The following is a 25,484-nucleotide window of genomic DNA, read 5'->3' on the forward strand; positions in this document are numbered from 1 at the left end:
GGGTTGACACCTCGAAGCGCTGAGTGCCGCTGTGAGCCTCTTGGAGCCCCCATCCGCATATCGGGACCCGGCGGAGACCGGTTCAGGGCGCCACATGCGGACTCAGGTACCGGCAAAACCCCATCGCTGTCGGCGCTACCGGTAGACTGGAGGGCAATCCCGCCCCAATCGTGGGGACCGTCCGGGAAAAGCTGAGCAACGCTGATCAAGGCTTACCAACGCAACATGCCGCAGCCGCTCCGGCAACCCGCCGACGAGCCCGGCTCGTGCTGTGCCAGAAAGGGCGCTTCGTGGCCGATTCCGGCAACCCCAACGAGAACATCCCGTCCACCGACGCCGGCGCGAACGGGGCCGCCTCCTCGAACGGTGAGGTCACGGCCTCGTACGACGCCAGCGCCATCACCGTCCTCGAGGGTCTGGACGCTGTCCGCAAGCGACCCGGTATGTACATCGGTTCCACCGGCGAGCGCGGCCTGCACCACCTCGTGTACGAGGTGGTCGACAACTCCGTCGACGAGGCGCTGGCCGGGTACGCGGACACCATCGACGTCACGATCCTCGCCGACGGCGGCGTCCGCGTCGTCGACAACGGCCGTGGCATCCCGGTGGACATCGTCCCCTCCGAGAACAAGCCGGCCGTCGAGGTCGTGCTGACCGTGCTGCATGCGGGCGGCAAGTTCGGCGGCGGCGGCTACGCCGTCTCCGGCGGTCTGCACGGCGTCGGCGTCTCCGTCGTGAACGCCCTGTCCACCAAGGTCTCCGTCGAGATCAAGCGCGACGGCTACCGCTGGACGCAGGACTACAAGATGGGCGTCCCGACGGCCCCGCTGGCCAAGCACGAGCCCACGGACGAGACCGGTACCTCGGTCACCTTCTGGGCGGACCCGGACATCTTCGAGACGACCGACTACTCCTTCGAGACGCTCTCCCGGCGCTTCCAGGAGATGGCGTTCCTCAACAAGGGCCTGACGATCAGGCTCACCGACGAGCGTGAGTCGGCGAAGGCCACGACCGGGGCGGACGAGGCGGGCGCCGACGAGAAGGCCGAGGTCAAGTTTGTCACGTACCACTACGACGGCGGCATCGTCGACTTCGTGAAGTACCTCAACTCCCGCAAGGGAGACGTGGTGCACCCCTCCGTCATCGACATCGAGGCCGAGGACAAGGACAAGCTCCTGTCCGTCGAGGTCGCGATGCAGTGGAACAGCGGTTACAGCGAGGGCGTGTACTCCTTCGCGAACACCATTCACACCCACGAGGGCGGTACCCACGAAGAGGGCTTCCGTGCCGCGCTGACCTCGCTGATCAACAAGTACGCGCGCGACAAGAAGCTGCTGCGCGACAAGGACGACAACCTCACCGGTGACGACATCCGCGAGGGTCTGACCGCGATCATCTCGGTCAAGCTGGGCGAGCCGCAGTTCGAGGGCCAGACCAAGACCAAGCTGGGCAACACCGAGGCGAAGACCTTCGTCCAGAAGGTGGTCTACGAGCACCTCAACGACTGGCTGGACCGCAACCCGAACGAGGCCGCGGACATCGTCCGCAAGGGCATCCAGGCGGCCACCGCGCGCGTGGCGGCCCGCAAGGCCCGCGACCTCACGCGCCGCAAGGGCCTTCTGGAGTCGGCGTCCCTTCCGGGCAAGCTGTCCGACTGCCAGTCGAACGACCCCACCAAGTGCGAGATCTTCATCGTCGAGGGTGACTCCGCCGGCGGCTCGGCCAAGTCCGGCCGCAACCCGCAGTACCAGGCGATCCTCCCGATCCGCGGCAAGATCCTCAACGTGGAGAAGTCCAGGATCGACAAGATCCTGCAGAACCAGGAGATCCAGGCGCTGATCTCCGCCTTCGGCACCGGTGTGCACGAGGACTTCGACATCTCCAAGCTCCGCTATCACAAGATCATCCTGATGGCGGACGCCGACGTCGACGGCCAGCACATCAACACCCTGCTGCTGACCTTCCTGTTCCGCTTCATGCGGCCGCTGGTCGAGGCCGGGCACGTATTCCTGTCCCGTCCCCCGCTCTACAAGATCAAGTGGGGCCGGGAGGACGTCGAGTACGCGTACTCCGACCGCGAGCGCGACGCGCTGATCGAGCTGGGCCGCCAGCGGGGGAAGCGCATCAAGGAGGACTCGATCCAGCGCTTCAAGGGTCTCGGCGAGATGAACGCCGAGGAGCTGCGCGTGACCACCATGGACCAGGAGCACCGCGTCCTCGGCCAGGTCACGCTCGACGACGCCGCCCAGGCCGACGACCTGTTCTCGGTCCTGATGGGCGAGGACGTCGAGGCCCGGCGCCAGTTCATCCAGCGCAACGCCAAGGACGTCCGCTTCCTCGACATCTGAGTCGGTCTCAGCTGACCGCATCAGGAAGGATCTTCACCAGCAATGGCCGACGAGAACACCCCCGTTACGCCTGAAGAAGGCGCCGAGGCCGCCCTCCGTGTCGAGCCCGTCGGGCTCGAGACGGAGATGCAGCGCTCGTACCTCGACTACGCGATGTCCGTCATCGTCTCGCGTGCGCTGCCCGACGTCCGGGACGGGCTCAAGCCCGTCCACCGTCGCGTGCTGTACGCCATGTACGACGGCGGCTACCGCCCCGAGCGCGGCTTCTACAAGTGCGCCCGCGTCGTCGGCGACGTCATGGGCAGCTACCACCCGCACGGTGACTCCTCGATCTACGACGCGCTGGTCCGCCTCGCGCAGCCGTGGTCGATGCGGATGCCGCTGGTGGACTCCAACGGCAACTTCGGCTCCCCGGGCAACGACCCGGCGGCGGCGATGCGCTACACCGAGTGCAAGATGGCGCCGCTGTCGATGGAGATGGTCCGTGACATCGACGAAGAGACCGTCGACTTCATGGACAACTACGACGGCCGCTCCCAGGAGCCGACCGTCCTGCCGTCCCGCTTCCCCAACCTGCTGATCAACGGCTCGGCCGGTATCGCGGTCGGCATGGCGACCAACATCCCGCCGCACAACCTGCGCGAGGTCGCGGCCGGCGCCCAGTGGTACCTGGAGAACCCGGAGGCGACGCACGAGGAGCTGCTCGAGGCGCTCATCGAGCGCATCAAGGGCCCCGACTTCCCGACCGGCGCCCTGGTGGTGGGCCGCAAGGGCATCGAGGAGGCCTACCGCACCGGCCGCGGCTCCATCACCATGCGCGCGGTCGTCGAGGTCGAGGAGATCCAGAACCGCCAGTGCCTGGTGGTCACGGAGCTGCCCTACCAGGTCAACCCCGACAACCTCGCGCAGAAGATCGCCGACCTGGTGAAGGACGGCAAGGTCGGTGGGATCGCGGACGTCCGTGACGAGACGTCGTCCCGCACGGGTCAGCGCCTGGTCATCGTGCTCAAGAGGGACGCGGTCGCCAAGGTCGTCCTGAACAACCTCTACAAGCACACCGACCTGCAGACGAACTTCGGCGCCAACATGCTGGCGCTGGTGGACGGCGTGCCGCGCACCCTCTCGCTCGACGCGTTCATCCGCCACTGGGTGGCGCACCAGATCGAGGTCATCGTCCGTCGTACGCGCTTCCGCCTGCGCAAGGCCGAGGAGCGGGCGCACATCCTGCGTGGTCTGCTCAAGGCCCTGGACGCCATCGACGACGTCATCGCGCTGATCCGGCGCAGCGCGACCGTCGAGGTCGCGCGTGAGGGCCTGATGGGCCTGCTGGAGATCGACGACCTCCAGGCCAACGCCATCCTCGAGATGCAGCTGCGGCGCCTGGCCGCCCTGGAGCGCCAGAAGATCGTCCAGGAGCACGACGAACTCCAGGCGAAGATCAACGAGTACAACGAGATCCTCGCCTCCCCGGTCCGCCAGCGCGGCATCGTCAGCGAGGAGCTGGCCGCGATCGTCGAGAAGTACGGCGACGACCGCAAGACCAAGCTGATCCCCTACGACGGCGACATGTCCATCGAGGACCTGATCGCCGAGGAGGACATCGTCGTCACGGTCACCCGGGGCGGCTACATCAAGCGCACCAAGACCGACGACTACCGTGCCCAGAAGCGCGGCGGCAAGGGCGTGCGCGGCACGAAGCTCAAGGAAGACGACATCGTCGACCACTTCTTCGTGTCGACCACCCACCACTGGCTGCTGTTCTTCACCAACAAGGGCCGCGTCTACCGCGCCAAGGCCTACGAGCTGCCGGACGCCGGCCGTGACGCGCGCGGCCAGCATGTGGCGAACCTGCTCGCCTTCCAGCCGGACGAGTCGATCGCCGAGATCCTCGCGATCCGCGACTACGAGGCGGCGCCGTACCTCGTCCTGGCCACCAAGGCGGGCCTGGTGAAGAAGACGCCGCTGAAGGACTACGACTCCCCGCGCTCGGGCGGCGTGATCGCCATCAACCTGCGGGAACGGGAGGACGGGTCCGACGACGAACTGATCGGAGCCGAACTCGTCTCGGCCGAGGACGATCTGCTGCTGGTCAGCAAGAAGGCGCAGTCGATCAGGTTCACCGCTTCGGACGACACCCTGCGCCCCATGGGCCGTGCCACCTCGGGCGTCAAGGGCATGAGTTTCCGCGAGGGCGACGAGCTTCTCTCGATGAATGTTGTTCGACCCGGTACGTTCGTGTTCACTGCCACAGACGGTGGGTACGCGAAGCGGACCAGCGTCGACGAGTACCGCGTCCAGGGTCGCGGCGGCCTCGGCATCAAGGCCGCCAAGATCGTCGAGGACCGCGGTTCACTCGTGGGCGCGTTGATTGTCGAGGAGAACGACGAGATCCTCGCCATCACACTCTCGGGCGGTGTGATTCGTACGCGAGTCAGCGAGGTCAGGGAGACGGGCCGTGACACCATGGGCGTCCAACTGATCAACCTGGGCAAGCGCGATGCCGTGGTCGGCATCGCTCGAAACGCCGAGGCGGGACGCGAGGCGGAGGAAGTCAGCGGCGACGAGGCCGCGGACGAGGCCGCCGAGGGTGCCGCGACCACCGGCACGGACGAGGGTGAGGCGCCCTCGGCCGAGTAGCACGAGGAGTGAGTCATCTTGAGCGGAGCCACGGGCGCCGGATCGGCCGGTACCTCGCCTGGTACGGAAACGGACGGCGGCGGCCGTGGCTCCGCCGCGCAGACGACGGACTCGCACTCTTCTGACACTCATGGATCCCAGGGGGGAACTGTGACGGACACCCGAGGCCCGCAGACCCAGCAGTACGCGGCTGGAGCGGGCCCGGCCGCAGCTCAGGGCGCGGCCGCCGTTCCGGGCGCGCAGGCGCAGCCGTCGGCTCAGCAGCCCCAGCCGGGGGTCGGCCAGGCCGCCCCGGTGGCTCAGCAGCAGGCGGCTGCTCCGCAGCAGGGGGGTGCTGGTGCGCCGCAGCCGGCCCCGGCCTCGCCGCTGCCGGGGGAGCGGCAGCCGCAGCAGCCCGCGGGGCCGTACCACCCGCCGCAGGCCTACCCGGCGGCCGTGGCGGCCCCAGGGGCGGTACGCCGGCCGCGTACGGGCGCCCGTACGACGCCGCGCACCCGCAAGGCACGGCTGCGCGTGGCCAAGGCCGACCCGTGGTCGGTGATGAAGGTCAGCTTCCTGCTCTCCATCGCGCTGGGCATCTGCACGGTCGTGGCGTCCGCCGTGCTGTGGATGGTCATGGACGCGATGGGTGTCTTCTCGACGGTCGGCGGGACGATCTCGGAAGCGACGGGCTCGAACGAATCGAACGGCTTCGACCTGCAGTCCTTCCTCTCCCTCCCGCACGTCCTGATGTTCACGACGATCATCGCGGTCATCGACGTCGTCCTCGCGACAGCCCTCGCGACCCTCGGCGCGTTCATCTACAACCTCTCCGCGGGCTTCGTCGGCGGAATCGAACTGACGCTGGCCGAGGACGAGTGACAAGGCCTGGGCTTCGGTTCCCGACTATCGATTTTGGGACTGCCCACGTCGTGCGCTAATCTTCAGGAGTCGGCGCGCGGGACACACACCGCAGAGCGCGGCGGGGCTATAGCTCAGTTGGTTAGAGCGCATCCCTGATAAGGATGAGGTCACAGGTTCAAATCCTGTTAGCCCCACAGCTGAAGATCGCAGAGAGCGGGCGTTTCCCTGGTGGGAGACGCCCGCTCTTCGTTTCGGCTCTCGGGGGTGTTGCCCCAGGCTCCGCCGGCTATCCCTTCGTCTTGCTGCCGCCAAGCTGCTGCGCGAGCGGCTCCAGCAGGAGTCCGACCGTGGCCACGACGACCGCCGGCAGGACCGAGTGGGCGTGAACTCCCGGCATCCACTCCAGCAGCATCAGACCGACGAGGAACGCGGACAGCCAGCCGAAGGCGGCGCCAGCCGGGCAACGGTGGGTGAGTGGCGGGAGCGAGGCGCACACCAGGCGCCGCGTCGGCACCGTGATCGACATGGCGATCGCCGAGTACGGAGCCAGAAGCAGCAACGCCCAGAACACGGGAGCGAGACCGTCGAACTCGATCGTCCCCGGGAACACCGCCGCCGTGACGAGGAGAACCAGCAGGAACACCAGTCCCACGAGCCCGGAGCCCGGCGAACAGGATCAACCCGGCGACGACGACTCGGGCAGGCCGCTTCTCCCTGGGGCCGATGGCTCGTCGTCCATACCGTTGCCCTCCGGCGAGGTCGCCCGCCACGTCGTACGGCACTCCTGCCCTCACCAGGGCAATGGTCAGCGCGTGCTCGCCCCGGTTCTCCACGGCCTCGATCGCGTCAGCGATCTTGTTGCCGTATCTGCCCGCGTAGTTGGCCGCCTTCGGCGAGACATGCTTGAGGACCTTGCTCAGCCACACACCGCCATGCGCAGCTTCTCGCCCCTGGATCGCTGGTCGGGCGGAGCCAAGGCGAGGCGGAAGCCGCAGCGAGTCGATCTTGCAGTAGCTGTGGCTCCGCCTCGGGGTGAGCCCGGGCCGGTGGCGCGTCCAGTGACTCATCAGAGTGAGCGGACATGCGGGTAGACACGAAGATTCCCGGTCGGCGTCGACCGGGGATCTTCGTGGTTTTCAGGTGGTGCGGTACGCAGTACGCAGTACGCAATTCGCCGTTACGGTGTGGGAGACGGCCCTGACGGTGCCGTGCCGTCGCTGTCAGCGCTGGAGGGGGATGGTGGGCCTGGCCGGCGGGTCGGCGGGGGCGCAGAGGGGGTCGGTCGCGAGGGACGGGGAGTCGGCGAGCGGGTGGTGGCGGCAGGTGGGGGTCTTGCCGTGGGCCTCGGCGCGGATGCGTTGTTTCATCGTGGGGGGAAGGGACCTGGTGGAGGCTCGGGACCAGTGGGACGTCGTCTGCGTCGGCACGGGCGCGCTGTTCTTGGGTGCCGTCTCGGGCTGCGGTGCGGCCGGGGCCGCGGCGGCGGTCGTCGTGATGAGTCCGAGTGCCGTGCACAGTGCGAGGAAGACGGTCACGATGGCGGTCCACAGCTTCATTGCCTTGTTCTGCTGGTCCATGGCCCCTCACGTTCGGGTTGGGCGATTTGCGTACTTTCCTCATGATGTGTATGAGGGGCGCGAAGTGGTGGACCGACGCCCATGGCGCGTCGATCTTCGGATGAACACCACTCGGATGGGTGCAAGAGGGGCGAAAACCACCAAGACGGGAGGAGAGTGACAAAAGTCACCGCCTGTATGGGTGTGATCACCCTCCGATCGGAGCGGTGTGGTCCGCTTCTACTGCGCCGAGCCGGACGGGAGTTGGCAGCCGACGCAGGTCACCGATCGATATCGGTCGGTGTGTATAGTCGGGCGCCAGAGGTCCCCTACGTCAAGGAAAGACGAGGTCGCGCGGTGAAGAAGCTTCTCCTGGTCGCACTGGCCGCCATCGGCGGGCTCCTCGTGTACCGCCAGATCCAGGCGGATCGCGCCGAGCAGGATCTGTGGACGGAGGCGACTGACTCCGTGCCCACGGGTTCGTGAGTACTGACATCCGATACTGAGCAGACCCCGACCGCCGTAGCGGTCGGGGTTTTGTGTTGGTCGGGGTCACGTGTTGCGCAGGCGGCGCGCGTGGGGTAGTCAGCCGTCTCACGAGCCGGGCGTTTCGGACGCTCGTACGGATTGCGCGGATGGCGTACGGACGCGCGGGGCAGGATGGGCGACGTCCGAAGCAACGACGAGGGGGCGCGGGATGGTGCGGCGTACGGCGGGGTGGCAGGCGAGGACGGGGCACGGCCGGCGCGGTCGTCGTCCGTCGTACGCCGTCGTGCGCGCGACCGTCGCCGCCGCGGTGCTGTGTCTGGCGGCCGCCGGGCCGGGGCAGACCGCGGTGGCGGCCGGGACGCCGGTCCCGTACGTTTTCGCCGACGGCGCGCGGTCCGTCACCGGAGCGACGAGCGCCACGGACGCCGTACGCCTGGAGCCCGGCCGTACATACCGGAGCTCCCTGTCGAGGAACGGCAAGGTCTACTACCGTCTCGACCTCGACACCACGTCGACCGCGTACGTCTCCGCCACCGCCGTCCCCCCCGCGGGCACCACGGTGGCAGCCACCGACGGCCTGCGGGTTTCGGTCCAGGACGCCGACCACAACTCCTGTTCCTTCCAGAGCGCGAGCTTCGGAGCGAGCCGCAGCCCGCACCCGATCGCCGCGTCGGTGGCGCGCGAGGCCTCCCCCGGTCATGTGCTGTGCCAGGGAGCCGGTACGTATTACGTGGTCGTCGAACGCGTCGACGCCACAGGTTCCTCACCGGACACCTGGCCCCTGGAACTGGCGGTGGTGTCAGAGCCGCCGCTGAAGCGGACCACTGCGACGAAGGCACCCGAGTCCTGGGACTCGGCCTCGCCCGCACCCGTCACCGGAGAGACGGTGGAACGAGTGGGCGGCACGGGGTTCGCCCGGGCGAGCGCGGTCGGGCAAGGGGTCTGGCGGGACCGCCTCCGGCCCGGGCAGACGCTCTTCTACAAGGTGCCGGTCGACTGGGGGCAGCAGCTGAGCGCCACTGCCGAGCTGGGCAGTTCGAGCGGCGGCAGCGGCTATGTGGACGGCGCGCTGACGCTGACGCTCTACAACCCGGTGCGGGGCTACGTCGAGGAGGCGGGCGCCGGTTACCAGGGCAGGCAGACGTCCGCCGCGCTCGCGCCCCTGCCGCCCGTCGCCTACGCCAACCGCTACGACGTCGCCGACCAGGTGAAGGGGATGCGGTTCGCCGGCTCGTACTACCTCGTCGTGCACCTCGCCGCCCAGACGGCCGACCAGTTCGGCGATGGCCCGTACGGCGTGACGCTGCGTGTCCGGGTCCGGGGGGCGGCCCAGGCGGGGCCCGGGTACGCCGGGTCGGCCGAGCCGCAGGGCGTGTTCGGGGTCACCGCCCGGGACCGGGAAGCGGCGGCGGGGGGTTCGGGCGGGGGCCTCGGCGGTGACTCTGCGAGGACGGTGATCGCCGTGGCCGGGATCGGTGCGGGGACCGTGCTGTTGGCGGTGCTCGGGGTGTGGACGGTGGTGGCCCGGCGGCGGGCGCGGGTCTGGTAGGCGGCGCGGGCGGGGGCGAGGCCTCGGTGGCCGGGGCCGGTGGGTCGGATCCGGGTCACGGCTCACGGCGTCAACCGATCGAGTCGGGTAGTGGGGACGTTCGCCAACGGATCCGTGTTCTGTTCGTCGCTCCAGAACTGGGCCGGTCAGGACGACATCACCGCATGTGGCCATACGTCCGCCTGGTGGATCCAGGCCGACATCGGGCGATGGATCGCCAGGGCCTGCCTCAAGGTGACTTCATAAAGGCACGCAGGTTCCCTCTGTCCATCACGAACGGAGGGGACCTGGCTGCTTTACAGGGATCACCTCTGAGGGTTCGGCCTCACTGCCGCATTCAGACAAGCCCGCCTGATGAATCAGCTCCCGGTCAGCGCCCAGATGCCGACCGCGAAGCACAGCAGCGCCACGACCAGAATCGGGATCGCCACCTTCGGGGGCGGTCCCGGTCGGCGTTGCGGGGTCTGCGCGGCCGGGGGTCTCGTGGCGGACGGGGACGGAACCTGCGGGACGTGAGCGGTGTATGGACGAGTGGGAGCGTAATCGTGGTGCACCACTGAGGTCGGGGCTTCGGAGACGCCCGGTGCGGGCGCGGACTGGGGGGCCGACGTAGGGGACGGATGAGGGGGAACGGGCGCCTGGGCCGGCGGAGGCGCGGCCTGAGCCGGCAGGGGAGTGGACGTGGGCGTCGGTGGGGTGCTCGGCTGCTCGGGGTACCGCGCAGGCGGGGCGAGCTGGAAGCTGCCGGTCTCCCACAGCGACGGCGGGGGGACGGACTGCGCCGCACCCCCGACGGCGCCGGGCGCACCGCCCGACGGAGCAGCCGACGGGTTGGCCGGCAGGGGTCCGTCGGGCCCGAACCCCGATGGGAGCGGTCCGAGTTGGTCGAAGATCTCGATCAGCTCGTCGTCGGGGCCGGGTTCCGGGAGCAGCTCGGCGGCCGCGGCGAGAGCCTTGCGCGCACCCGTGGCCGTACGGAACCGGGCCTGCGGGTCCGGCTGCAGCATGGCGGCCACGACCTGCCACAACGCTTCGGGAATGCCCTTGGGCGCACTCGGCGTCCCGTGCGCCGCGAAGTACTCCACGAGCGCCTTGGCGTCCGGCTTGGCGCCCTGAAGCAGATAGAGGGCGACCAGGCCGACGCCGAACAGGTCGGCGGGGAAGTCCGGTTCCGCGCCCATCATCTGCTCCGGCGCGAGGTAACCCGGCGTCCCCACCACGAGGTTGGTCTCCGTCAGCCGCGGTTCGCCCAGCCGCATCGCGATGCCGAAGTCGGACAGGCGGAGCTTGGGCCGGCCGGTGCCGGTGGCCTCCAACAGCACGTTGGCGGGCTTGATGTCGCGGTGCACGACGCCTTCCGCGTGCACCGCGGCGAGCCCCGACAGCAGCTGGTCGAGCAGCGTGCAGACGAAGGCCGGCGGCAACGGGCCGTAGTCCCCGACCAGGTGGACCAGCGAGCCGCCGGCCACCAGGTCCATGGTGAACAGGACCTTGTCGTCGTCGGCGGCCCAGCTGGCCGGTGCGAGCACATGGGGGTGGTCGATCCGCAGCGCCTGTTCCCGGACGAAGCGCAGCAGGGAGTGCGCGTCGCGCTGCTGCAGAACCTTGGCGGCCACATACCGGCGGCGGCGGTGGTCCCAGGCGCGCCAGACCGCGCCAACCCCACCGCGTCCGATCGGGTCGACCAGCTCGTACCGGCCGGCGAAGACCTCACCCATGGCTGTGCGTCGCTCCTCCCCCTGCGGTTACCCCCCTTGCTTCCCCCTCGGCGAGCGATACGACTCCCGTGTCGGACGAGCGATGCGCCACTCGTCGTCCGGAAACCCCCTCGGCCGTTCGCCCCGGCTGCCGAACCCCCTTGCGGCGACCGGGCCGTGGGCTTCAGCTCTGGTGGGACTGGTAGTGCGCGACCGCGTCGGAGGTGCGGCCGGCGCCGTAGACCCGCAGGAACTCTGCCAGTTCGGGGTGGGTCGGGGCGAGGGTGTCCGCCGCCTCGATGATGTCGCCGGCGGCAGCCACGGAACGCAGCAGCGACTGGATCTCGCGGACCACCCGCTTGACCGTGGGCGCTCCCGAACTGTTCGTCGTCTGCGTGGTGTTGCTGAGCACCGAGCCCCCCTGCGACCTCTTGATCTCCTCCATGCGCTCGGTGGCCTCGGCGGCGCTGACGCTGCCGTCCGCCACCTGTCCCGCCAGCTCCTGCAGCAGCTGCACCCGCTGGACCACCGCCGGGTTGCCGATCTTCGCGCGCTGGCCGCTCATCAGCTGCGACAGCATCGGTGCGGACAGTCCCAGTACCCCCGCCAGACGAGCCTGGTTGAGACCGAGGTCGTCTATGAGCTTACGGAAGAGTGCCCCCAACGGCTCCCCGTACCAGTTCCGCTGCAGTTCCCGCGCTCTTGCGGTGGCTTCCTGCTGTGCGGCGTCCATTGCGTCTCCCCATCGCTTCCCCGAGTACCGCGGTTCGCTGTAGCGAACCACGCGGAGCATCTTACGGAGAGTGGTCGGCCACGGGGACCCCCAATCCTTTTGCGAGATCCGGGGGGTGACCCGGTACTCTGGTCTGCAGCGCCCGACCGGTACGCGGCTCCTCCGGCCGGACGCTCCTCTTCCGGGGCCTTAGCTCAGTTGGTAGAGCGCTGTCTTTGCATGGCAGATGTCAGGGGTTCGACTCCCCTAGGCTCCACTTCCTCAGAACCCCTCTGACCTGCGGAAACGCGGGGCAGAGGGGCTTTTTGAGTGCCTTCGTGATCGCCGGTGAGCCGACCGCTGAGCAGACGGTGAGCGTACCGGTGAACCGACCCGTGATGTCCTCAGCGCGGTCACCTGCCGCGCCTGGTCCTTGCCCGGCATCTCCGGCACCAGCGCCGGCGGGCTCGGCCCGGTCCGTGCGGCCCTGGGCGAGCGCCTCAGGAAGCTGGGCGGCATGGGTCCAGGTGGTGTTGGGGCCGATCATCCGGGCCGGCGGTGTTCAGCGACCATGTCCTCACGGACGTCTTCGCCCGCGAACTGCCGTTGATGGACAGGCCGTTCCCCCGGGCGGCGTCCGCCGCCTCTCCCTCGCCGTCGACGACCCGCCGAGCCGGGAGCGGACAACCCCCCCGAGAAGCGCCCGACGAGACCCTGGTCAGAGGTCTCGAGGGCACGAAAGAAGCTCCCCCTGCTCCACGGAAACGCGGATCAGGGGGAATTGCGTTGTGCCACCCGGCGGTGGTCAGCCGCGCTCGTCGCGGTCCGCCTCCTCCTCGGCCTCCTTCGCCTGGACCTCGGGGTCCAGCACCGACTGGCCGCTGCCGTCCACCGAGGTCAGCCGACCCGACTCGGGGACCTCGGTCGCCGCGGGCGGTTCCACCAGCCAGTCGGGGTTGGCCTGCTTGTCCCACCACTTCCAGGCGGCGAAGGCACCGCCGGCGAGCGCGCCCACCACCGCGAGCACCTTCGCGATGCGTCCGGCCCTCGCCCGCCGCTCATGCCTGCGGGCCAGCTTCTGGATCTTCTGCGCCGGTACCTGACCGCGCAGTGCGAGCAGTGCGGCGGCACTGCGCGCGGCGGCCTCGTCGGCGACGGGCACGGCCGCGGCCACCGCCTGCTCGATCTTCGGCCGGGAGTACTCGGCGGCCTGTCGGGCAGCCTTGCGCGTACGTTCGGCGGCTTCGTGGGCGGCCTGGTCGACCTTCGGCGGCACATGGGCCAGAGCCTGCGCACGGGCCTGCTCCAGCCGGGGTGCGACATGGGCGCTGTACTGGACGCGGGCCTGGTCGGCGGCCAGCGACACCTTGGGCGCGAGCCGTACGCGTGCCTCGTGTGCGTAGTGCGCGGCCCTGTCTTTGGCCGTGTCGGCGTAGGGCGCCACCACTTCCGCGGCGTGCAGCACGCTGTCCTTCGCCGAGCCGGTCGCGGCGCGCACGCTGTCGATGCGGGTCACGGGTTCCTCCTCCTCGGTGGCGTACGGTAATTCGACTTTCCACCCTTTTACGGATCATGCCTGCCAATGAGCCCGGAGGCACGTGAGAACAGGCATCCGGGTCACGGGCTATGACTGCGGTCTCTGTGTGACTCTTCCGGTCAAGCACCCGCCCGAGAGACGATCACGTGCAATAGCGGATGAATACGGAGTAACAGGAGCTTGTCGTCGACAATGCCACGGATCGCCGCTCCGCGCTCCCGCCCCGGGGCGACTCGGCCGTTTTTCCTCAACCGAATCCGGCGGATGTCCGCTCAGAAGCGGTCGCCGGGCCACGCACGGCGCGGGCCGTGCGAGGATCAGGGGGTCACAGAAAGACAACGGAAGGCAGATCGTGGCTGAGCAGCTCTACGCCACCCTGAAGACCAACCATGGCGACATTGAAGTCCGGCTCCTGCCGAACCACGCCCCCAAGACGGTCCGGAACTTCGTCGAGCTCGCCAAGGGCGAGCGTGAGTGGACCCACCCCGCCACCGGCGAGAAGTCCACGGCGAAGCTCTACGACGGCACGGTCTTCCACCGGGTGATCAGCGGTTTCATGATCCAGGGCGGTGACCCGCTGGGCAACGGGACCGGCGGCCCCGGCTACCAGTTCGAGGACGAGTTCCACCCCGACCTCGCCTTTGACAAGCCCTACCTGCTGGCGATGGCCAACGCCGGCCCGGGCACCAACGGCTCGCAGTTCTTCATCACCGTCTCCCCGACGGCCTGGCTGAACCGCAAGCACACCATCTTCGGCGAGGTCACCGACGCGGCCAGCCAGAAGGTCGTCGACTCCATCGCGACCACGCAGACCAACCCGCGCACCGACCGCCCGCTCAAGGACGTCGTCATCGAGACGGTCGTGGTCGAGACCCGCGAGGCCTGAGCCCGGAGCCTTCCGAGGGAACCAAACGCCCCGCTCGTCCGTAAGGATGAGCGGGGCGGTGCATTGCCCACGACGAATTGAGGGGACCCATGGATCAGGCACCAGGCAGCCCGCAGGGCCCGAGCGAGCAGGGCCCGCAGGACGCCCAGAGCGTGCCCACCTGCTACCGCCACCCGGACCGCGAGACGGGCATCCGCTGCACCCGCTGCGAGAAGCCGATCTGCCCCGAGTGCATGGTCAACGCCTCCGTGGGCTTCCATTGCCCGGACTGCGTCGGCTCCGGCACGGGCCCCGCGCCTGCTGCCGCCCGTCCCCGCACCCTCGCCGGTGGCACCATGACCGCCGACCCCCGGCTCCTCACCAAGATCCTCATTGGGATCAACGTCGCGGTGTTCATCGCGGTCCACGCCGACTCCTCGCTCCTGGACCACCTGGTCCTCATCGGTGCGTGGCCCCCGAAGCCGTTCACCCCGAGCATGGGCGTCGCGGACGGCGAGTGGTACCGCCTGGTGACCTCGATGTTCACGCACGAGGCGGTGTGGCACATCGCCTTCAACATGCTGAGTCTGTGGTGGCTCGGCGGCCCCCTGGAAGCGGCCCTCGGCCGCCTGCGCTACCTCGCGCTCTACTTCGTCTCGGGCCTGGCGGGCGGCGCGCTGACGTATCTGCTGGCCTCCCCGAGCCAGGCCTCGCTGGGCGCCTCCGGCGCCATCTTCGGCCTCTTCGGCGCGACCGCCGTCCTGATGCGCCGGCTCAACTACGACATGCGGCCGATCATCGCCCTGCTGGTGATCAACCTGATCTTCACCTTCGGCTGGAGCAACATTGCCTGGCAGGCCCACATCGGTGGCCTGGTCGCCGGTGTCGTGGTCGGCTACGCGATGGTGCACGCCCCGCGTGAGCGGCGGACTCTGGTGCAGTACGGCACCTGTGCGCTGGTCCTCGCGGTCGTCGTGGTGATGACCCTGCTGAGGACGGCCCAGCTCGCCTGATACCGAACCGTTGTCCACAGCGTGTGGCGGATCTTGTGCATACTGTGTGGGAACAGGTGTGCCTGCTGTCGCTGACCCGGGTTTCCGCAGGTCAGGCGGGGGGCGATCGGGCTTCCGCAGGGTGGTGCGACAGTAGTACCGGCGTCAATGCCCGACTAGTTATCCACAGATCGTCGGCTTTTCCCCAGGTCAGTGTGGAAATTCCGCCAGGGCTGTGGATAACTCAGCGGATAGCCGTGGGCAGAGCTGTGTTCACCGGGAAGCCGGCCTTGCGTTCCCGGCCAGGAAGGCCCCTTCCCGGCCGGAAAGGCCCTACTTCCACTGCGTCGAGACTCCGAATCCGGCGGCGATGAAGCCGAAGCCCACCACGATGTTCCAGTTGTCCAGCGCGTCGATGGGCAGCGAGCCGTCGGTCACATAGAAGACGACGATCCAGGCCAGGCCGATGAGGAACATGGCGAGCATGACGGGCGCGACCCAGCCGCGGCTCTCCAGCTTGATGCTTGCAGCCTGCTTCGCCGGCGGCGGCGTGTAGTCGGCCTTCTTGCGGATACGTGACTTCGGCACGAGGGTCTCTCCTGTCGATGCGCTGCGTGGCCGCGCAGGGAACTGGGCTGGCTCGGGGCAGCGTACAAGGGGACACTGAGCGCTCCCCCGGGCGTCCGTTAGCGTAGTGCTTCCGCGGCGCCGAAGGAGATAAGGGTACGTTGAGCAATTCTGCCGACTCCCCGGGGACGGGTTCCAGCCCCGCCCGCACCCGCCGTTTCCGGCCGGTGCGGATCCTCACGGTGGCCGTCTTCGCCCTCGCGGGGCTCATTTTCTTCACCAGCTTCAATACGGCCAAGGGCACCAATATCCGCACGGACACGTCCCTTCTGAAGCTGTCCGACCTCATCCAGGAGCGCAGCCGCAAGAACAAGGAGCTCGACGAGTCCAACGCGGCCCTGCGCGACGACGTCGAGTCGCTCGCCGAGCGTGACGACGGCAGCACGAAGGCCCAGGACGAGAAGCTGGCCCAACTGGAGAAGAGCGCGGGCACGCAGCCGCTCAAGGGCAGGGCGATCACGGTCACGCTCAACGACGCCCCGCCGAACGCCACCGCCAAGCTCCCCGGCTACCCCGAGCCGCAGCCCGACTACCTCGTCATCCACCAGCAGGACCTGCAGGCCGTGGTCAACGCCCTGTGGCAGGGCGGTGCCAAGGGCATCAAGGTCATGGACCAGCGGCTGATCTCCACCAGCGCGGTGCGCTGCGTGGGCAACACCCTGATCCTCCAGGGCCGCGTCTACTCACCTCCGTACAAGATCACGGCGATCGGCGACCCGGACAAGCTGCAGAAGGCGCTCGCGGACTCCCCGGCCATCCAGAACTACATGGTGTACGTAAACGTCTACGGCCTCGGCTGGAAAGTCACCGAGAACGGGACGGTGACTCTGCCCGGCTACTCGGGCACAGTGGACCTGCACTACGCGAAGCCCGTGAAGTAGGTGCCCGTTACAGGAGCCGCCGGTGCGCGTGATCGTCAGGACCGTCAGCGAGCTCTGCATCACCGTCGGCACCCTGATCGTGCTGTTCGTCGTCTACGTGCTGTTCTGGACCGGCGTGAAGGCCGACAGCGTGATGCACGACCAGATCGACCAGCTGCAGCGGCAGTGGTCGAAGGCAGCGGTGCAGCAGACGGCGGCCCCTGGCGCCTCGGCCCCCGGCGCCTCCGCGAGCCCCCCGAAGCCCGCGCCCTACCGGAGCGGCAAGCCGTTCGCGATCATGTACGTCCCGCGGCTCGGTTTCACGTGGAACAAGCCCGTGCTCGAGGGCACGGCCACCGGCACGCTGAAGAAGGGCCTCGGCCACTACGCGGGCACCGCGGTGCTGGGACAGACGGGCAACTTCGCGGTCGCAGGCCACCGGCGCACCTACGGCGACCCCTTCAAGGACTTCCCCGAGTTGCGCCCCGGCGACGCGGTGGTACTCACGGACTGGACCACCTGGTTCACGTATCGGGTCGACAAAGGGCTCTACAAAACCGTGCCGACGGACGTTGAGGTGATCGACCCTGTGCCACGTATGTCCGGGTACACGCGTCCGGGCCGCTATCTGACGCTGACCACGTGCGATCCGGAATGGGGGCACAGTCACCGGCTGATCGTCTGGGCGCACCTGGACTCCACACAGCCTGTGGAGGCCGGGAAACCGGAGGCGCTGCGCCGTTAGTCTGGTGGCGTACGGCGTGAGTCTGGTGCCGTGGTGCGACGGAAGGGACGGCATGTACGGCTGGATCTGGCGGCATCTGCCGGGGAACGCGTGGGTGAAGGCGCTGATCTCACTGGTGCTGGTCCTGGCCGCGGTCTACATCCTGTTCCAGTACGTCTTCCCGTGGGCCGAACCGCTGCTTCCCTTCAACGATGTGACGGTGGACAACCAGTGAGTGCGCGGATTCTCGTCGTCGACAACTACGACAGCTTCGTCTTCAACCTCGTCCAGTACCTGTACCAGCTGGGCGCCGAGTGCGAGGTGCTGCGCAACGACGAGGTGTCGACGGCGCACGCCCAGGACGGTTTCGACGGCGTGCTGCTGTCGCCGGGCCCCGGCACCCCCGAGGAGGCCGGTGTCTGCGTCGAGATGGTGCGGCACTGCGCGGCGACCGGGGTGCCCGTCTTCGGTGTCTGCCTCGGCATGCAGTCGATGCAGGTGGCGTACGGCGGTGTCGTGGACCGGGCGCCCGAGCTGCTGCACGGCAAGACCTCGCTGGTCGAGCACGAGGGCAAGGGCGTCTTCGCGGGCCTGCCCTCGCCGTTCACGGCGACCCGCTACCACTCCCTGGCCGCCGAGCCGGCGACCGTGTCGGCCGAGCTGGAGGTCACCGCGCGCACGCACGACGGCATCATCATGGGCCTGCGCCACCGGGAACTCCCCGTCGAGGGCGTGCAGTTCCACCCCGAGTCGGTGCTGACCGAGCACGGGCACCGGATGCTGGCCAACTGGCTGGTGGAGTGCGGCGACCAGGATGCCGTGGCGAGGTCGGCGGGGCTCGCCCCGGTGGTGGGCAGGGCCACGGCGTGACCGCGCTGCGCCCCGAGCGCGAGACCGACACCTCGTACGGGCAGCAGTCGTACGGGGGGTCGGGCGCGTTCGTGGAGTGGTACGGCCCCGAGGCGCATGGCGCGCCTCAGGAGCCGTACGCGGCGCCCTACGAGTCCTCGGGCGCGGTGCCCTACGAGTCCCCGGGCCCGGCGCCGTACCAGCCCCCCGGCCCGACGCCGTACGAGCCCGCCGCGGCGACGTACGAGCCCCCGGCCGCGGTGCCGTACGAACCCGCCGTCGACCCGGCGTACCGGCCTGCCGTCGACGACGAGACGGTGGCGCTGCGCATCCCCGGTCCACCGCCGGGCACGAACGACACCGAGCCCACGTCCGCCCCTAGAGCCTCTTCTGCCACAGGGACCACCGGAACCACGCCGGGCGGCCGTGCGGCCCGCAGAAAGGCCGCCAGGCGCCGTCACGGGCGGCACGGCGGTGCGGCGGAGACGCCACCGGAGACGCCACCGGAGACGGCGCCGGGCAGGGGCAAGCCGTCCGCGCCCCTGTCCCGCGTGGAGGCGCGGCGCCAGGCGCGGGCGCGCAAGCCCAGCCCGGCCGTCCTCGCCAGCCGGATCATCGGCGAGGTCTTCATCACCACCGGTGTCGTGATGCTGCTCTTCGTCACCTACCAGCTGTGGTGGACGAACGTCCGGGCCCACGAACAGGCGGGCAGCGAGGCGCACCAGCTGCAGAACGACTGGGCGAGCGGCAGGCGGAGCCCGGGGACGTTCGAGCCGGGGCAGGGCTTCGCCATCCTGCACATCCCCAAGCTGGACGTGGTGGTGCCCATCGCCGAGGGCACCAGCAAGGCGAAGGTGCTGGACAAGGGCATGGTCGGGCACTACGGCCAGGGCGACCTCAACACCGCGATGCCCGACGCGAAGACGGGCAACTTCGGGCTCGCGGGCCACCGCAACACGCACGGCGAGCCGTTCCGGTACATCAACAAGCTCCAGCCGGGCGACGCGATCGTCGTGGAGACGCAGGACACCTACTTCGTCTACAAGATGACGTCGATGCTGCCGGTGACGTCGCCGGGCAACACGAGCGTCCTCGACCCCATCCCCAAGGGGTCCGGCTTCACCAGACCCGGCCGCTACATCACGCTCACCACCTGCACGCCGGAGTTCACCAGCAAGTACCGGTTGATCGTCTGGGGCAAGATGGTCGAGGAACGGCCGCGCAGCAAGGGCAAGCCGGATGCGCTCGTCAGTTAAAGGGCAGATGAACAGTGGCAGCGACCACGGACGACACGGCAGAGCACACCGACGGCGGCGAAGGGCACGGTGACGCGCCCGCCGCCGACCCCGCACGGCGCCGCCGCGGCACCGGCCGGCTGGCCCTGGCGGTCAGCGTCTTCGGTGAACTCCTCATCACGGCGGGCCTGGTCCTCGGCCTGTTCGTCGTCTACTCCCTGTGGTGGACGAACGTCATCGCCGACCGCGCGGCCGACAAACAGGCCGACAAGGTCCGCGACACCTGGGCCCACGAGCCGACCGGCCCCGGCGCCCTCGACACCAAGGACGGCATCGGCTTCCTGCACGTGCCCGCCATGAAGAACGGCGAGGTCCTGGTCGAGAAGGGCACGTCGGCGAGCGTGCTGAACGACGGCGTGGCCGGCTACTACACGGACCCCGTCAAGGCGACCCTCCCGATGACCGGCAAGACTGGCAACTTCGCCCTCGCCGCCCACCGCGACGGCCACGGAGCGAAGTTCCACAACATCGACAAGGTCAGGAAGGGCGACCCGATCGTCTTCGAGACGAAGGACAAGTGGTACGTCTACAAGGTCTACGACATCCTCCCCGAGACCTCGAAGTACAACGTCAAGGTCCTGTTGTCGGTCCCGAAGGAGTCGGGCGTGAAGAAGCCCGGCCACTACATCACGCTGACGACCTGCACACCGGTCTACACGAGCCGCTACCGCTACGTGGTGTGGGGCGAACTGGTCCGCGTGGAGAAGGTGGACAGCGAGCGGACCCCGCCGAAGGAACTGCGCTGACGCCGCAGACGCCCGTACGACGGAGCCCCGGCCCCCTCTCCAGGAGGGAGCCGGGGCTCCGTCGGTGAGAGGCGCGTCAGCCGCCGCCTCCTCCGAAGAGGCCTCCGTTGCCGTTGCCTCTGTTGTTGCCGCCCTGGTCCGCGGCGATCAGGTTGACCGCCGTGCCCTGGTCGACCTGCGTGCCCTGGGTCGGGTTCGAGGCGAGGACGATCGCGTTGTCGTCCTGGGAGCCGGCGATGTTGCCGACCTGCAGGCCCGCCTGCAGGAGCATCTGCTTGACGTCCTTGAGCTTCTGACCCTGGATGTTGGGGACCGTGACCTGGCTCTGCTGGGCCTGCTTGCCGATCTGGATGGTCACCGTCGAGTTCTTGTCGACCTGGGAGCCGGCCTGCGGGGAGGTCTGGATGACTTTGCCGACCTGGTTGGGGTCGTTGGTGTCCACCTCGGTGCAGGTGCCGACGAGGTTGTTCGCCTGCATCTGCTGCTTGGCGGCGTCGCAGGACTGACCCGTGACGTCGGGGACGGTGGACTTCTCGGCGGCCTTGGCGATGACGAGGGTGATCGTCGCCCCCTTCTGCACCTCCTTGCCCGAGACCGGGTCCTGGTCCAGAACGGTGTTCGGGTTCTCCGTGGACTCCCTCGTCTTCGTCTCGACGTGGAACTGGTAGTCGTCGCCCTCAAGCTTCGCCTTGGCGTCGTCGAGGCTGAGGCCGATCACACTGGGCACCGCCACCTTCGGCGCCCCGGTGGACACCACCAGGTTGACGGTGGAGCCCTTCTTGACCTTGTTGTCGGGCTTGGGGTCCTGTGAACAGATCTTGCCCTTGGGCTCGTTGTCACAGGCCTTCGAGGTGAACGACACCTTCAGGCCGACGTTGTCCGCCATGCTCCGGGCGTCCTGCCTCGTCTGGTCGACGAAGTTGGGCACGGCCACCGTGTCGTTGCCCGCGCCGTTGCCGCTGAAGGCCCACCTGCCGATCAGGATCGCGCCGACGAGGACCAGGATGCCAGCGACGACCAGCAGGATCGTCGAGGTGTTGGACTTCTTCTGGCGGCGCCGGTCGGGGCGGTCGTCGTAGCCGAAGCCGCCCTCGTCCGGATTCATGGGCGGCAGCATCGTCGTGGCGCCGCCCCCCGCATCGGAGCGCAGGGCCGTCGTCGGCTGGTCGTCGGGGTAGCCGCCGTAGCCCACCGAGCCCATCGCGGCCGTGGCCGCGACCGGCTGGCCGTCGAGGCAGGCCTCGATGTCGGCGCGCATCTCGTCGGCGGACTGGTAGCGGTAGTCCGGGTCCTTGACCAGCGCCTTCAGCACGATCGCGTCCATCTCGGGCGTGATCTCGGGGTCGAAGACGCTCGGCGGCTGCGGCTCTTCCCGTACGTGCTGGTAGGCGACCGCGACCGGGGAGTCCCCGACGAACGGGGGCCGGACCGTCAGCAGCTCGTACAGCAGGCAGCCCGTCGAGTACAGGTCGGAGCGTGCGTCGACCTGCTCGCCCTTGGCCTGCTCCGGGGAGAGGTATTGGGCGGTGCCGATGACCGCCGCCGTCTGCGTCATCGTCATGCCGGCGTCGCCCATGGCGCGGGCGATGCCGAAGTCCATCACCTTGACCTGGCCGTTGCGCGTCAGCATGACGTTGGCCGGCTTGATGTCGCGGTGGACGATGCCGTTGCGGTGGGCGTACTCCAGGCCCTGGAGGATGCCGATGGTCATCTCCATGGCTCGCTCGGGCAGCAGCTTGCGGCCGCTGTGAAGAAGCTCACGGAGTGTGGAGCCGTCAACGTACTCCATCACGATGTACGGGATCGAGACCCCGTCGATGTAGTCCTCGCCCGTGTCGTAGACCGCGACGATCGCGGGATGGTTGAGCGAGGCGGCCGACTGGGCCTCCCGGCGGAACCGGGCCTGGAAGGAAGGGTCGCGCGCCAGGTCGGCGCGCAGCGTCTTCACTGCCACGGTGCGTCCCAGACGGGTGTCATGCGCGAGGTACACCTCCGCCATGCCACCACGGCCGAGCACCTGGCCCAGTTCGTACCGGCCGCCGAGGCGACGCGGCTCTTCCATAGCTACCTACCAGCCCTCTCCGTCGGTCCCGACCGGCACGACTTGTGCCGCCGGAGGCTGCCGTCCGGGCCTACCGTACCCGGCTCGCTTTCTGTGACCTGGCCAAGCCCGTCACCCGATACAGGACCGGTATCGCAACGTGCACCGATGTGAAGGGGACGTGACAGGGGTCACTTCTTGGAGTTGATGACCGCCTCCATCACGTTCTTCGCGATCGGCGCCGCGAGGCCGCCGCCGGAGATGTCGTCACGGTTGGCGTTCTCGTCCTCGACCACGACGGCCACCGCGACCGGCGAGCTGCCGTCGGGCAGCTTGGCGTACGAGATGAACCAGGCGTAGGGGTTCGCGCTGTTGGCGACGCCGTGCTGGGCGGTACCGGTCTTGCCGCCCACGGTGACGCCGTTGATCTGCGCCCTGGTACCCGTGCCCTGCTTGACGACCGTCTCCATCATCGACTGCAGGATCTGCGCGTTCCTCGACGACAGCGGCTGGCTCAGCTCCTGCGGCTCGGTCTGCTCGAGGGTGTCGAGGTTCGGCGACTGGAGCTTGTCGACCATGTACGGCTTCATCAGCTTGCCGTCGTTGGCGACGGCCGAGGCCACCATGGCCATCTGCAGCGGGGTCGCGGCGGTCTCGAACTGGCCGATGGAGCTGAGCGCGGTCTGCGGCTTGTCCATCTTCTCGGGGAAGTTGGAGGCGCTGGCGCGCACCGGCGTGAACTGCTCCGAGTCGAAGCCGAACTTCTTGGCCTCGGCCAGCATCTTGTCCTTGCCGAGGTCGGCGCCGATCTTGCCGAAGACGGTGTTGCAGGACACCCGCAGCGCCTCGCGCATGGTGGCGTTCTTGCAGGGGATGTTCCCCTCGTTCTTCAGCTCGGTCGTGGTGTTCGGCAGGGTGTACGGCAGCGGCGAGTTCGTCGCCTGGTCCGCCGATGTGTACAGCCCGTTCTCCAGCGCGGCGGCCGCGGTGACCACCTTGAAGGTGGAGCCCGGCGGATAGGTTTCACGCAGCGCCCGGTTCAGCATCGGGTCGTTGGGGTTGTACTTCTTCTGCAGCTTCTTCCAGGCCTCGGCGTCCGAGTCGGAGGTGCCGGCGAACGACGACGGGTCGTACGACGGGTAGGACGCCAGGGCGAGGATCTTGCCGGTCGCCGGGTCCAGCGCCACCGCGGCACCCTTGCCGCCGACCCTCTTCAGGCCGTTGTAGGCGGCCTTCTGCGCGTCCGCGTTGAGCGTGGTGACCACGTTGCCGCCCTGCCTGGGCTTGCCCGTGATCATGTCCAGGGTGTTGCGGAAGAAGAGCCGGTCGTCGTTGCCGGTGAGGATGCCGTCCTCGAGGGACTCCAGCTGGTTGGCGCCGAAGGCCTGCGAGGCGTACCCGGTGACGGGCGCCCACATCGGGCCGTTCTTGTACGTGCGCTTGTACTTGAGGTCGTTGAGCCCGTTGTTCTTCGTCTCGGTGGACCCGGTGATCGGGTTGCCGCCGACGATGATGTCGCCGCGCGGAGTGGAGTAGCGCGCGATGGTGACACGGCGGTTGTTGTCGTCGTTCTTCAGGCTGTCGGCCTTGACGTACTGGAGCCAGTTGTCACGGATGAGCAGGGTGAGGACCAGGAGGCCACAGAAGATCGCGATCCGGCGCAGGGGCTTGTTCACGGGCGGACCACCTGGGTCATCTCGGCGTCGGGGTTGGAGGCGGGGGCGGGTGCCGGGCGGCGCGCGGTGTCGCTGATGCGGATCAGGATCCCGATGAGCGCCCAGTTGGCGATGACGGAGGAACCGCCGTACGCCAGGAACGGCATCGTCATACCGGTCAGCGGGATCAGGCCCATCACACCGCCGGCCACCACGAACACCTGCAGGGCGAAGGCGCCGGAGAGGCCCACGGCGAGCAGCTTGCCGAACGGGTCGCGGGCGGCGAGGGCGGTGCGCACGCCGCGCTCCACGATCAGGCCGTAGATCAGCAGCAGCGCCATGATGCCGGCCAGGCCCAGCTCCTCGCCGAAGGTGGCGAGGATGAAGTCGGAGTTGGCGGCGAACCGGATGAGGTCGGAGTGGCCCTGGCCGAGGCCGCTGCCGAGGGTGCCGCCGGAGCCGAAGGCCCACAGCGCCTGCATGGCCTGCTCGGAGTGGCCCACGACGCCCTGCCGGCTGAGCGTGTACTCCTTCATCGGGTCGAGCCACGCCTGGACACGCTGCTGGACGTGCGGTTCGAAGGACGCCACGCCGACGGCACCGGCCGCGGACATCAGCAGACCGAAGACGATCCAGCTGGTCCGCTCGGTGGCGACGTACAGCATGATGACGAACATTCCGAAGAACAGCAGCGACGTACCGAGGTCGGTCTCGAAGACCAGGATGAGGATCGAGATGAACCAGACGACCAGGATCGGGCCGAGGTCGCGGCCGCGGGGCAGGTACAGGCCCATGAAGCGGCGGCTGGCGAGGGCCAGCGCGTCGCGCTTGACCATCAGGTAGCCGGCGAAGAAGACCGCCAGCACGATCTTCGCGAACTCACCGGGCTGGATGGAGAACCCGGCGACCGAGATCCAGATCTTGGCGCCGTAGATGTTCTGGCCGAGGCCGGGGACCAGCGGGAGCAGCAGCAGGAAGAGCGCGCCGACCATGGAGATGTATGTGTAGCGCTGCAGGACGCGGTGGTCCTTGAGGAAGATCAGGACGACGATGAAGAGCGCGATGCCCAGCGCCGTGTACAGCAGCTGCCGTGGCGCGGCGGTGCCCGCCTGCTTGATCGACTGCAGCAGCTTGGACTGGTCCAGCCGCCAGATGACGACGAGTCCGAGCCCGTTCAGCAGCGTGGCCAGCGGCAGCAGCAGCGGGTCCGCGTACGGGGCGAACTTCCGTACGACGAGATGGGCGACGCCGGCCAGCAGGCCGAGGCCCAGGCCGTAGCTCAGCAGGCCGGACGGCACCTGGTTGTTGATGGCCAGGCCCACGTTGGCGTAGGCGAACACCGGGATCGCGACGGCGAACACCAGCAGCGCGAGCTCGGTGTTGCGCCTGCTCGGCGTACCGATCGCGCCGATCGTGGACGTGTGGTGCGTCGACGTGTTGGTAGTACTGCTCATCGTGTGAC

Annotated in this window: 22 protein-coding genes and 2 tRNA genes; 15 read left to right on the plus strand and 9 right to left on the minus strand. The window is 68.7% G+C overall.

What is annotated here, in order from left to right; all coding sequences use genetic code 11:
- Positions 1–266 precede the first annotated feature (266 nt).
- From gyrB to ABZV31_RS25225, 4 genes are all read left to right on the plus strand, one after another.
- Positions 267–2,348: a DNA topoisomerase (ATP-hydrolyzing) subunit B gene (gyrB, locus tag ABZV31_RS25210; RefSeq protein WP_355897904.1), complete on the plus strand. Its 2,082-nt coding sequence runs from the start codon at positions 267–269 to the stop codon at positions 2,346–2,348.
- Positions 2,349–2,390: 42 nt separating this feature from the next.
- The gene (gene gyrA / locus ABZV31_RS25215; protein WP_355897907.1) at positions 2,391–4,985 is read left to right on the plus strand and encodes a DNA gyrase subunit A; all 2,595 of its coding nucleotides are present in this window, start codon (positions 2,391–2,393) and stop codon (positions 4,983–4,985) included.
- 18 nt (positions 4,986–5,003) lie between these two features.
- Positions 5,004–5,846, plus strand: coding sequence for a DUF3566 domain-containing protein (locus ABZV31_RS25220; protein WP_355897909.1), 843 nt, complete (start codon positions 5,004–5,006; stop codon positions 5,844–5,846).
- 102 nt (positions 5,847–5,948) lie between these two features.
- Positions 5,949–6,022, plus strand: a tRNA-Ile gene (locus ABZV31_RS25225).
- A gap of 92 nt (positions 6,023–6,114) precedes the next feature.
- Here the strand turns inward: ABZV31_RS25225 and ABZV31_RS25230 are convergent.
- Complete coding sequence (locus tag ABZV31_RS25230) at positions 6,115–6,480, minus strand: hypothetical protein (protein WP_355897912.1); 366 nt, start codon at positions 6,478–6,480, stop codon at positions 6,115–6,117.
- Between the two features lie 568 nt (positions 6,481–7,048).
- Positions 7,049–7,405: a DUF6344 domain-containing protein gene (locus ABZV31_RS25235; protein WP_355897915.1), complete on the minus strand. Its 357-nt coding sequence runs from the start codon at positions 7,403–7,405 to the stop codon at positions 7,049–7,051.
- Between the two features lie 336 nt (positions 7,406–7,741).
- Between ABZV31_RS25235 and ABZV31_RS25240 the strand changes: the two genes are divergently transcribed.
- Both ABZV31_RS25240 and ABZV31_RS25245 read left to right on the plus strand, forming a co-directional pair.
- Positions 7,742–7,870 (plus strand): DLW-39 family protein, encoded by a 129-nt coding sequence (locus ABZV31_RS25240; RefSeq protein WP_003999697.1) that lies wholly within the window; start codon positions 7,742–7,744, stop codon positions 7,868–7,870.
- A 211-nt stretch (positions 7,871–8,081) separates the two neighbouring features.
- Positions 8,082–9,422 (plus strand): hypothetical protein, encoded by a 1,341-nt coding sequence (locus tag ABZV31_RS25245; RefSeq protein WP_355897918.1) that lies wholly within the window; start codon positions 8,082–8,084, stop codon positions 9,420–9,422.
- A gap of 359 nt (positions 9,423–9,781) precedes the next feature.
- On the opposite strand, the gene ABZV31_RS25250 is transcribed toward ABZV31_RS25245, so the two are convergent.
- Positions 9,782–11,140 (minus strand): protein kinase, encoded by a 1,359-nt coding sequence (locus ABZV31_RS25250; protein ID WP_355897920.1) that lies wholly within the window; start codon positions 11,138–11,140, stop codon positions 9,782–9,784.
- 163 nt (positions 11,141–11,303) lie between these two features.
- Positions 11,304–11,852, minus strand: a complete 549-nt coding sequence (locus ABZV31_RS25255) for a DNA-binding protein (RefSeq protein WP_355897923.1) — start codon at positions 11,850–11,852, stop codon at positions 11,304–11,306.
- A gap of 183 nt (positions 11,853–12,035) precedes the next feature.
- On the opposite strand from ABZV31_RS25255, the gene ABZV31_RS25260 reads away from it, so the two are divergent.
- Positions 12,036–12,108 (plus strand) — tRNA-Ala (locus ABZV31_RS25260).
- A 528-nt stretch (positions 12,109–12,636) separates the two neighbouring features.
- On the opposite strand, the gene ABZV31_RS25265 is transcribed toward ABZV31_RS25260, so the two are convergent.
- Entirely contained in the window at positions 12,637–13,347 is a 711-nt protein-coding gene (locus ABZV31_RS25265) for a DUF5324 family protein (protein ID WP_355897926.1), read from the minus strand.
- A gap of 373 nt (positions 13,348–13,720) precedes the next feature.
- Between ABZV31_RS25265 and ABZV31_RS25270 the strand changes: the two genes are divergently transcribed.
- The gene (locus tag ABZV31_RS25270; RefSeq protein ID WP_355897929.1) at positions 13,721–14,254 is read left to right on the plus strand and encodes a peptidylprolyl isomerase; all 534 of its coding nucleotides are present in this window, start codon (positions 13,721–13,723) and stop codon (positions 14,252–14,254) included.
- Between the two features lie 89 nt (positions 14,255–14,343).
- Positions 14,344–15,246, plus strand: coding sequence for a rhomboid family intramembrane serine protease (locus ABZV31_RS25275; RefSeq protein ID WP_355897931.1), 903 nt, complete (start codon positions 14,344–14,346; stop codon positions 15,244–15,246).
- A gap of 312 nt (positions 15,247–15,558) precedes the next feature.
- Here ABZV31_RS25275 and crgA read toward each other — a convergent pair whose 3' ends face one another.
- Positions 15,559–15,813 (minus strand): cell division protein CrgA, encoded by a 255-nt coding sequence (crgA, locus tag ABZV31_RS25280; RefSeq protein ID WP_355897933.1) that lies wholly within the window; start codon positions 15,811–15,813, stop codon positions 15,559–15,561.
- 140 nt (positions 15,814–15,953) lie between these two features.
- On the opposite strand from crgA, the gene ABZV31_RS25285 reads away from it, so the two are divergent.
- From ABZV31_RS25285 to ABZV31_RS25310, 6 genes are read left to right on the plus strand one after another with little or no spacing between them, the layout of a single operon-like run.
- Positions 15,954–16,733: a DUF881 domain-containing protein gene (locus tag ABZV31_RS25285; RefSeq protein ID WP_355897936.1), complete on the plus strand. Its 780-nt coding sequence runs from the start codon at positions 15,954–15,956 to the stop codon at positions 16,731–16,733.
- Positions 16,734–16,755: 22 nt separating this feature from the next.
- On the plus strand, positions 16,756–17,457 hold the full coding sequence (locus ABZV31_RS25290; protein WP_355897939.1) for a class E sortase: 702 nt from the start codon (positions 16,756–16,758) through the stop codon (positions 17,455–17,457).
- Between the two features lie 16 nt (positions 17,458–17,473).
- The gene (locus tag ABZV31_RS25295) at positions 17,474–17,671 is read left to right on the plus strand and encodes a hypothetical protein (protein ID WP_355897942.1); all 198 of its coding nucleotides are present in this window, start codon (positions 17,474–17,476) and stop codon (positions 17,669–17,671) included.
- The gene (locus ABZV31_RS25300; protein ID WP_355897944.1) at positions 17,668–18,306 is read left to right on the plus strand and encodes an aminodeoxychorismate/anthranilate synthase component II; all 639 of its coding nucleotides are present in this window, start codon (positions 17,668–17,670) and stop codon (positions 18,304–18,306) included. Before ABZV31_RS25295 ends, ABZV31_RS25300 begins: the two co-directional genes overlap by 4 nt.
- Complete coding sequence (locus ABZV31_RS25305; RefSeq protein WP_355897947.1) at positions 18,303–19,541, plus strand: class E sortase; 1,239 nt, start codon at positions 18,303–18,305, stop codon at positions 19,539–19,541. Before ABZV31_RS25300 ends, ABZV31_RS25305 begins: the two co-directional genes overlap by 4 nt.
- A 14-nt stretch (positions 19,542–19,555) precedes the next feature.
- Entirely contained in the window at positions 19,556–20,326 is a 771-nt protein-coding gene (locus ABZV31_RS25310; protein WP_355897950.1) for a class E sortase, read from the plus strand.
- A gap of 76 nt (positions 20,327–20,402) precedes the next feature.
- On the opposite strand, the gene pknB is transcribed toward ABZV31_RS25310, so the two are convergent.
- The 3 genes from pknB to ABZV31_RS25325 all read right to left on the minus strand — a co-directional run bounded on the left by pknB (position 20,403) and on the right by ABZV31_RS25325 (position 25,476).
- Positions 20,403–22,388 (minus strand): Stk1 family PASTA domain-containing Ser/Thr kinase, encoded by a 1,986-nt coding sequence (gene pknB / locus ABZV31_RS25315; RefSeq protein WP_355897953.1) that lies wholly within the window; start codon positions 22,386–22,388, stop codon positions 20,403–20,405.
- Between the two features lie 170 nt (positions 22,389–22,558).
- The gene (locus ABZV31_RS25320; RefSeq protein ID WP_355897955.1) at positions 22,559–24,043 is read right to left on the minus strand and encodes a penicillin-binding transpeptidase domain-containing protein; all 1,485 of its coding nucleotides are present in this window, start codon (positions 24,041–24,043) and stop codon (positions 22,559–22,561) included.
- Positions 24,040–25,476: an FtsW/RodA/SpoVE family cell cycle protein gene (locus ABZV31_RS25325; protein WP_355897958.1), complete on the minus strand. Its 1,437-nt coding sequence runs from the start codon at positions 25,474–25,476 to the stop codon at positions 24,040–24,042. Before ABZV31_RS25325 ends, ABZV31_RS25320 begins: the two co-directional genes overlap by 4 nt.
- Positions 25,477–25,484 lie beyond the last annotated feature (8 nt).

The sequence above is a fragment of the Streptomyces sp. NPDC005202 genome, assembly GCF_040608235.1.
Lineage (GTDB): Bacteria > Actinomycetota > Actinomycetes > Streptomycetales > Streptomycetaceae > Streptomyces.